Source organism: Arthrobacter sp. HMWF013 (genome assembly GCF_003061105.1).
Lineage (GTDB): Bacteria > Actinomycetota > Actinomycetes > Actinomycetales > Micrococcaceae > Arthrobacter.
This window is the reverse complement of record NZ_QAIQ01000297.1, coordinates 1-6,169: the sequence shown is the minus strand read 5'-3', so window position 1 is coordinate 6,169 and position 6,169 is coordinate 1. Positions and strand designations below refer to the sequence as shown.

The 6,169-nt window shown below is 63.7% G+C and carries 6 protein-coding genes and 1 pseudogene; all 7 read left to right on the top strand.

The features are described from left to right. Positions 1–430: pseudogene (locus DBR22_RS11450) on the top strand (NAD-dependent dehydratase); the annotation flags it as partial. Between the two features lie 162 nt (positions 431–592). Continuing rightward, on the top strand, positions 593–1,084 hold the full coding sequence (locus DBR22_RS11445) for a DUF2975 domain-containing protein (RefSeq protein ID WP_108599117.1): 492 nt from the start codon (positions 593–595) through the stop codon (positions 1,082–1,084). Beyond that, positions 1,084–1,332, top strand: coding sequence for a helix-turn-helix domain-containing protein (locus DBR22_RS11440; RefSeq protein WP_108599116.1), 249 nt, complete (start codon positions 1,084–1,086; stop codon positions 1,330–1,332). Before DBR22_RS11445 ends, DBR22_RS11440 begins: the two co-directional genes overlap by 1 nt. Before the next feature lie 102 nt (positions 1,333–1,434). Then, positions 1,435–3,990 carry a rhamnogalacturonan lyase gene (locus DBR22_RS11435; RefSeq protein WP_108599115.1) on the top strand — a complete coding sequence of 852 codons (2,556 nt, stop codon included), beginning with the start codon at positions 1,435–1,437 and terminating at the stop codon, positions 3,988–3,990. Between the two features lie 29 nt (positions 3,991–4,019). After that, positions 4,020–4,853, top strand: a complete 834-nt coding sequence (locus DBR22_RS11430; RefSeq protein WP_108599114.1) for an aldo/keto reductase — start codon at positions 4,020–4,022, stop codon at positions 4,851–4,853. Positions 4,854–4,987: 134 nt separating this feature from the next. Then, entirely contained in the window at positions 4,988–5,254 is a 267-nt protein-coding gene (locus DBR22_RS11425; RefSeq protein ID WP_108599113.1) for a GlsB/YeaQ/YmgE family stress response membrane protein, read from the top strand. Between the two features lie 112 nt (positions 5,255–5,366). After that, the gene (locus DBR22_RS11420; protein WP_108599118.1) at positions 5,367–5,903 is read left to right on the top strand and encodes a hypothetical protein; all 537 of its coding nucleotides are present in this window, start codon (positions 5,367–5,369) and stop codon (positions 5,901–5,903) included. Positions 5,904–6,169 lie beyond the last annotated feature (266 nt).

Genomic DNA, 6,169 nt, shown 5'->3' with positions numbered 1-6,169 from the left:
GACGCACAGCCGGGACTTCGCCAAGGCCTTCGTTGGACTCCTCGGCAGGCCCCAGGCTGTTGGCGAGAGCTACACCATCACGTCTGATGAATGCCTGCCGTGGAACCAGATCTACCGCCTGTTCGCCCGGGCGGCAGGCGTTCCCGAGCCTGAACTTGTCCACGTGGCGTCGGAAACCATCGCGGCGCTCAATGCCGGGAACATCCCCGAACTGGGACCAGGCCTGCTGGGCGACCGCTCCCACTCGGTGGTGTTCGACAACACCAAGATCAAGTCACTGGTGCCGGGCTACGCTGCCAGCATCCCGTTCGCGGACGGCGCCCGGGAGATTGTCCAGTGGCACGACGCCCACCCCGGCCTGCAGGTGGTGGACCCGAAGTTCATGGACCTGAGCGACCGCCTGGTCGGGTGGGCGGGGCGTACTGGCTGACGGCACGCCGGGAGGTGTCGCGGGTTCGGCCCCTGGGCGGGCACAACGGGGACGAGGGGCACAAAAGACCGCGCCCCATCACTCTGCTGACCGGCGGCAACCTTGCCGTACCTGTTGAATATCGATAGACTTGCACCGTAAATCGATACTCTAGGAGACCCCGTGGGAAAGCTGACAACCCTTGCGCTGCGCGCAGTTCTTGCCCTGGCGCTCGCCGGCTCGCTCTTTGTCCAGGTGCGGATGGTCCCCCTTCTGTCCACGGACCTGGAAGAGGCCGGCACGGACACCGGCATACGCATTTTGGCCATCCTGATCGTCGTGCTGGGAATCGCCGCCGTCCAGGTCACGCTGGTGTGCGTCTGGCGCCTCCTGACGATGGCACGAAGGAACACGGTCTTCTCGCACAGCGCCTTCCGGTACGTGGACATCATCTTCTGGGCCGTGGCGTCCGCATCGGTCCTGGTCTTCGCCCTCGCGGTCATGCTCGCACCGGGCGATGCCGCTCCGGGCATAGTCCTGCTGATCTGTGGCGCATCGCTGCTGATTGCCGGAGTGGCGCTGATCGTCCTGGTACTCCGGACACTGCTGGCCCAGGCCGTTGAGCTTGATGCCGAAGCGAAGCACCTGCGCACCGAGCTCGACGAGGTGATCTGATGCCGATCGTTGTGGACATCGATGTGATGCTGGCCCGGCGGAAGATGGCGGTGGGCACACTGGCGGACCGGGTGGGGATCACCCCGGCAAACCTGGCCGTCCTCAAGAACGGCCGCGCGAAGGCCGTGCGCTTCACCACCCTGGAGGCCCTATGCGACGTCCTCGAGTGCCAGCCCGGGGACCTGCTGCGCTGGGAGCCCGAAGAGTCAGCAGTCACCAAACCGCAGGATTCCTCTACAACGTTCTAAATACCGTCATTCCGGGCATGCCGCAAGGGTTGATTTGTGACTGGATGCACCCTAAGTTACTGGGGAAGCGTTTTCCCAATCGAAAATTGAAAGGATTCACCGATGAATCCGAGCAGGAAATCCGTACGCCACCTCTCTGTTGCGGCCGTAGCCGGCCTGGCACTGACCGTTGGCTGCCTCGCTGCCCCGGCAGCCGCCGTCGGGCCCTCCGGGAAGCCAGGCACCGCAGGCGTCCAGCTGGACTTTCTCGATCGCGGGCTGGTGGCAGCCGGCACGTCCGAAGGTGTTTTCCTCAGCTGGCGCCTCCTGGGCCATGAGGCAACGGGCTCCACGGCAACCGGCCTCACCGGCACCGACTTCAACGTCTACCGGGACGGACAGAAACTCGCCACTGTCACGGACAGCACCAACTTCCTTGACGCCGCAGGAACCGGGGCGTCGGAATACGATGTGCGTGCCGTCGTCGGCGGCGTTGAGCTGGACCGGAGCGCCACAGCCACCTCATGGGGCGGCAACTTCAGGGACATTCCACTGAAGAAGCCGGCCGACGGCGTCACTCCAGCCGGCCAGGCGTACACCTACTCAGCCAACGATGCCTCGGTGGGCGATGTGGACGGCGACGGCCAGTACGAGTTCGTGGTCAAGTGGGATCCGAACAACTCCAAGGACGTCTCCCAGGTGGGCTACACGGGCAACACCTACGTGGACACCTATAAGGCAGATGGAACCCTGCTGCACCGGATCGATCTGGGCGTCAACATCCGCTCCGGTGCGCACTACACGCAGATGCTCGTGAACGACTTCGACGGCGACGGACGTTCCGAAATGATGTTCAAGACGGCGCCGGGGACCAAGACCATCTCGTACAACCCGGACGGTTCCGTGGCGGGCGAATCCTTCATTTCCATGCTCCAGTCCGACCTGGACGCCGGTTTCTCCAACGCCGATGACTACCGGATGAGCGCCGCCGACTACTACCAGCACATGGTGGCCACCTTCCAGGGCTGGAGCGACCACCCCGAGGTGAAGGCCGGCAACTGGCCTGCAACGCTGGAGGAAGCGTTCGGCATCGCCCCGAAGTACCAGTACCCGCTGTCCCGGACGGATGCCGAAGCCGTGGCGGACTACTTCATGGACGTCTACGCGCCGTCCCGAAGCGCCCGGAACAACCTGCGCACCTTTGAGGGCTTCATCGTCTCCGGCCCGGAATACCTCACGGTGTTCGAGGGTGCCACGGGCAAGGAACTGAAGACCGTCGCGTATGAGCCCGGCAGGCACGACGACGGACTCATGTGGGGCGATTACGCCATGGCCCGGATCGAACCGGGCAACCGCGTGGACCGCTTCCTTGCCGGCGTCGCGTACCTGGACGGCCAGAAGCCGGCCGCGGTGTTCGCCCGCGGCTACTACACCCGGACAACACTGGCTGCCTACACCTGGGACGGCGCCAACCTCTCCCCCGTCTGGAACGTGGACTCCGGCTGGACGCCCATGACCAACCCGTTCAACGACGGCCCCCACGGCCGGAACGGCACCGATCCCGAATTCGGAACGCTCACAACGCAGGGCTTCCACTCCCTGAGCGCCTCCGACGTGGACGGCGACGGCAAGCAGGAGATCGTGTACGGCGGCGCCACCATCGACGACGACGGATCCCTCCTCTACAGCTCGTTCGACACCATGCCGGCCGCCAGCGCCACTCCCGGCGAGGAGGCCAGGCTGGGCCACGGCGACGCCATGCACGTCACCGACATCGATCCCGCCCGGCCCGGCAAGGAAATCTTCACCGTCCACGAGGGCGGCACCTACGCCCCCTTCGGCTATGCCATGCGCGACGCCGCCACCGGCGAGGTCCTGTTCGGTGCCTACTCCGGCAAGGACACCGGCCGCGGCATGATCGGCGACGTTGATCCGTCTGTTCCCGGAATCGAGAACTGGGCGATCGGCATGCAGTCGGCCGACGGCGACAAGCTCTCCACCACCGCTGCGGGCACCAACATGAGCATCAAGTGGGCTGCGGATATGACCACTCAGATCATCAATGGTTCCCAGGAACAGACGCCAACCATCGATGACTTCAAGCGCGGCAGGCTGTTGACAGCCGAGGGAACCCGCACCAACAACGGCACCAAGGGCACCCCCAGCCTGGTGGCCGACGTCGTGGGTGACTGGCGCGAAGAAATGCTCGTCCGCACAGCCGACAGCTCGGCCCTCCGCATGTACATGAGCACCGAAGTGACCAACCACAAGCTCTACACGCTGATGCACGATCCCCAGTACCGCGCCGAGGTGGCGCGGCAGAACACCACCTACAACCAGCCTTCGTACACCGATTTCTACCTTGCCTCGGATATGGACTTCACTGATGTGCCGCTGCGCGCAGCGTGGCTCCCCGGCAGCGTGAAAGCACTCCAGCAGACCCTGGAGGACCACATTGAGGCCGGCGGGGTATCGGGTCCGGTTGCCAAGCAGTTGGAAGCGAGCGTCCAGCAGGCCGCCAAGGCAGTTTCCGCCGGCGATGCCGCCAAGGCTGCGCAGGCCATCGCACGCTTCGTGGAGTTCCTGGACCAGCAGAAGAACCCGGACCAGGTGTCCAGCCTTGCCAAGACCGTCCTCGATTACCAGGCGGGCAATATTCTCCGCGCATTCGAGGGCTAGGAAGGCAGAAAGCAGGAGAGACTGTTGAGATGACACTTGCACCGCTGATCAAGCTCAATGACGGTTACAGCATCCCGCAGCTGGGGCTTGGCACTTGGCCGCTGGACGACGAAAAGGTGAGTGCCGCCGTCGTACGCGCCGTGGAAGCCGGATATCGGCACATCGATACCGCCGTGAAATACGGCAACGAAAAGGGGGTGGGTGACGGGATCAAGGCCAGCGGTGTGGACCGGGAGGACCTCTTCGTCACCACCAAGCTGGACGGCGAGTTCCAGGGCAACGACCGCGCAGCTGAGGGGCTGGACGGTTCGCTGCAGCGGCTGGGACTGGACTATGTGGACCTGCTGCTGATCCACTGGCCGCTCCCTGCACGTGACGAATTCATCTCCACGTGGAAAACGTTCGAGCGGTTGCAGGCGGCGGGGAAAGTCCGGTCCATCGGGGTGTCCAACTTCAAACCAGCGCACCTTGAGCGCCTGCTGGCGGAGACGGACGTGGTCCCGGCGGTCAATCAGATCCAGCTCAGCCCTGCCATTACGAGGACCGCGGAGCGGGACTTCCACTCCCGGCTCGGTATAGTCACGGAGTCCTACAGTCCGCTGGGAGGCTCAGGAGGAGACCTTTTGAGCGCCCCCATCCTGTACCAGCTGGGTGAAAAGTACGAGAAAACACCTGCCCAAGTGGTCTTGCGGTGGCATATTCAGCAGGGTCTTGTAACGATTCCGAAGTCCGGAAATCCGGAGCGGATGAGGGAGAATCTGGACGTCTTCGACTTCGCCCTGGATCCGCTGGATCTAGCGGAAATTGCCATCCTGGACGAGGGCCCCGGGGCCGGCAATGACTCCGACGCCACCGGCCACTGAAACGTACATGACGAGGCCTTTTTATAACGGGTGGGGTTGGCAAACCGATAGTAAGCATGATTACTATTGAGGCAGAAGGATTAAGCGTCCCCGGGATCCGGGAACCTCCTTTACTTAGGAAGAGGAACGTAAAAATGGGATTTCTTGCATTTCTGATTCTCGGCCTTATCGCTGGTGCGATCGCTAAGGCGATCCTTCCGGGCAAGCAGGGTGGCGGCTGGATCATCACCCTCGTGCTCGGCGTCGTTGGAGCACTGCTCGGCGGCTGGATCGGTGGAATGATTTTCGGCACCGGCCTGCAGGAGTTCTTCTCCCTGCAGACCTGGCTGCTCGCCATCGGCGGCGCCCTCATCGTGCTTCTCGTTTACGGCATGATCACCAAGCGCGGCGTCCGCAGCTAATTGCGACGCGCGCCAGGAAACCGGCCTGGGGACAAAATCCCCGGGCCGGTTTTCTATTCTCCGGGCCAGGTAGGCCAGGACTGAAAACCTTCTCATGGAGCAGGAGTTCATCATGAAAAACAAACTTCTTTTGGGTATCGGAGTGGCGGCAGGCTACGTTCTGGGTTCGCGCTCCGGCCGTGCGGCGTACGACAAGCTCAAGTCCAGGGCGGCAGGCTTCTGGGACAGCAAGCCTGTTCAGGACAAAGTCACTGCAGCCACGGTGGCCATCAAGGAAAAGGCTCCCGATTTGGCTGACCAGCTGGGTGAGGCCGCCCGCCGCGCGGGCACCGTCATTGGTTCCGCCGTCCACCACGACAGTGCGTCAGGCGACGGTAAGGGCAAGACGTCCGACGTCGGCACGTCGGTCAGTGCCGGTGCCTCGGGCACTGCCTCGTCAGCTCACGCTGCCGGCTCAGCCGAAGCCCGCGCAGCCGAAGCCGGGGATCACATCCCGGCCCACAGCACGCACCCGGAAACAGTCAATCTGGGGACTTCGGATGTTGAATCCGATCCTGCCCTCAATGACGCCCAGGGCCAGGACTGGTCCGATGAAGGTGGCGCCACCCCCGCCGGGGCAGCCACGAACGTGGACCCGCGAAGGGACTGATTCCGGGTTCCTGCCCGGAACGTTACGCAGGGCCGCCGCTTGACACTGAGGTCGGGGCGGAACTGTGCTAAAACTGTTTGACCTTGCTGGCCGTCGCGATCCTTGGGGGACGCGGCGGCCGGCAGCGTTTTAAGGGCACGCGCCCCGGCATTGAGCGTTGCTGGACCATGCGGCGGGAGGAAGCCCACGCCTCTGCGGCTTAAATGTCGTACCCCCTGGCAGAGTGTTCCCATGGAAGCTTTCAGTGGTCAGCTTGCGGAGTCCGG

Excerpts from the sequence above, each read along its gene's own strand:
- DBR22_RS11425 (WP_108599113.1), top strand. The coding sequence starts at position 4,988 with ATGGGATTTCTTGCATTTCTGATTCTCGGCCTTATCGCTGGTGCGATC.
- DBR22_RS11420 (WP_108599118.1), top strand. The coding sequence starts at position 5,367 with ATGAAAAACAAACTTCTTTTGGGTATCGGAGTGGCGGCAGGCTACGTT.
- DBR22_RS11430 (WP_108599114.1), top strand. The coding sequence starts at position 4,020 with ATGACACTTGCACCGCTGATCAAGCTCAATGACGGTTACAGCATCCCG.
- DBR22_RS11435 (WP_108599115.1), top strand. The coding sequence starts at position 1,435 with ATGAATCCGAGCAGGAAATCCGTACGCCACCTCTCTGTTGCGGCCGTA.
- DBR22_RS11440 (WP_108599116.1), top strand. The coding sequence starts at position 1,084 with ATGCCGATCGTTGTGGACATCGATGTGATGCTGGCCCGGCGGAAGATG.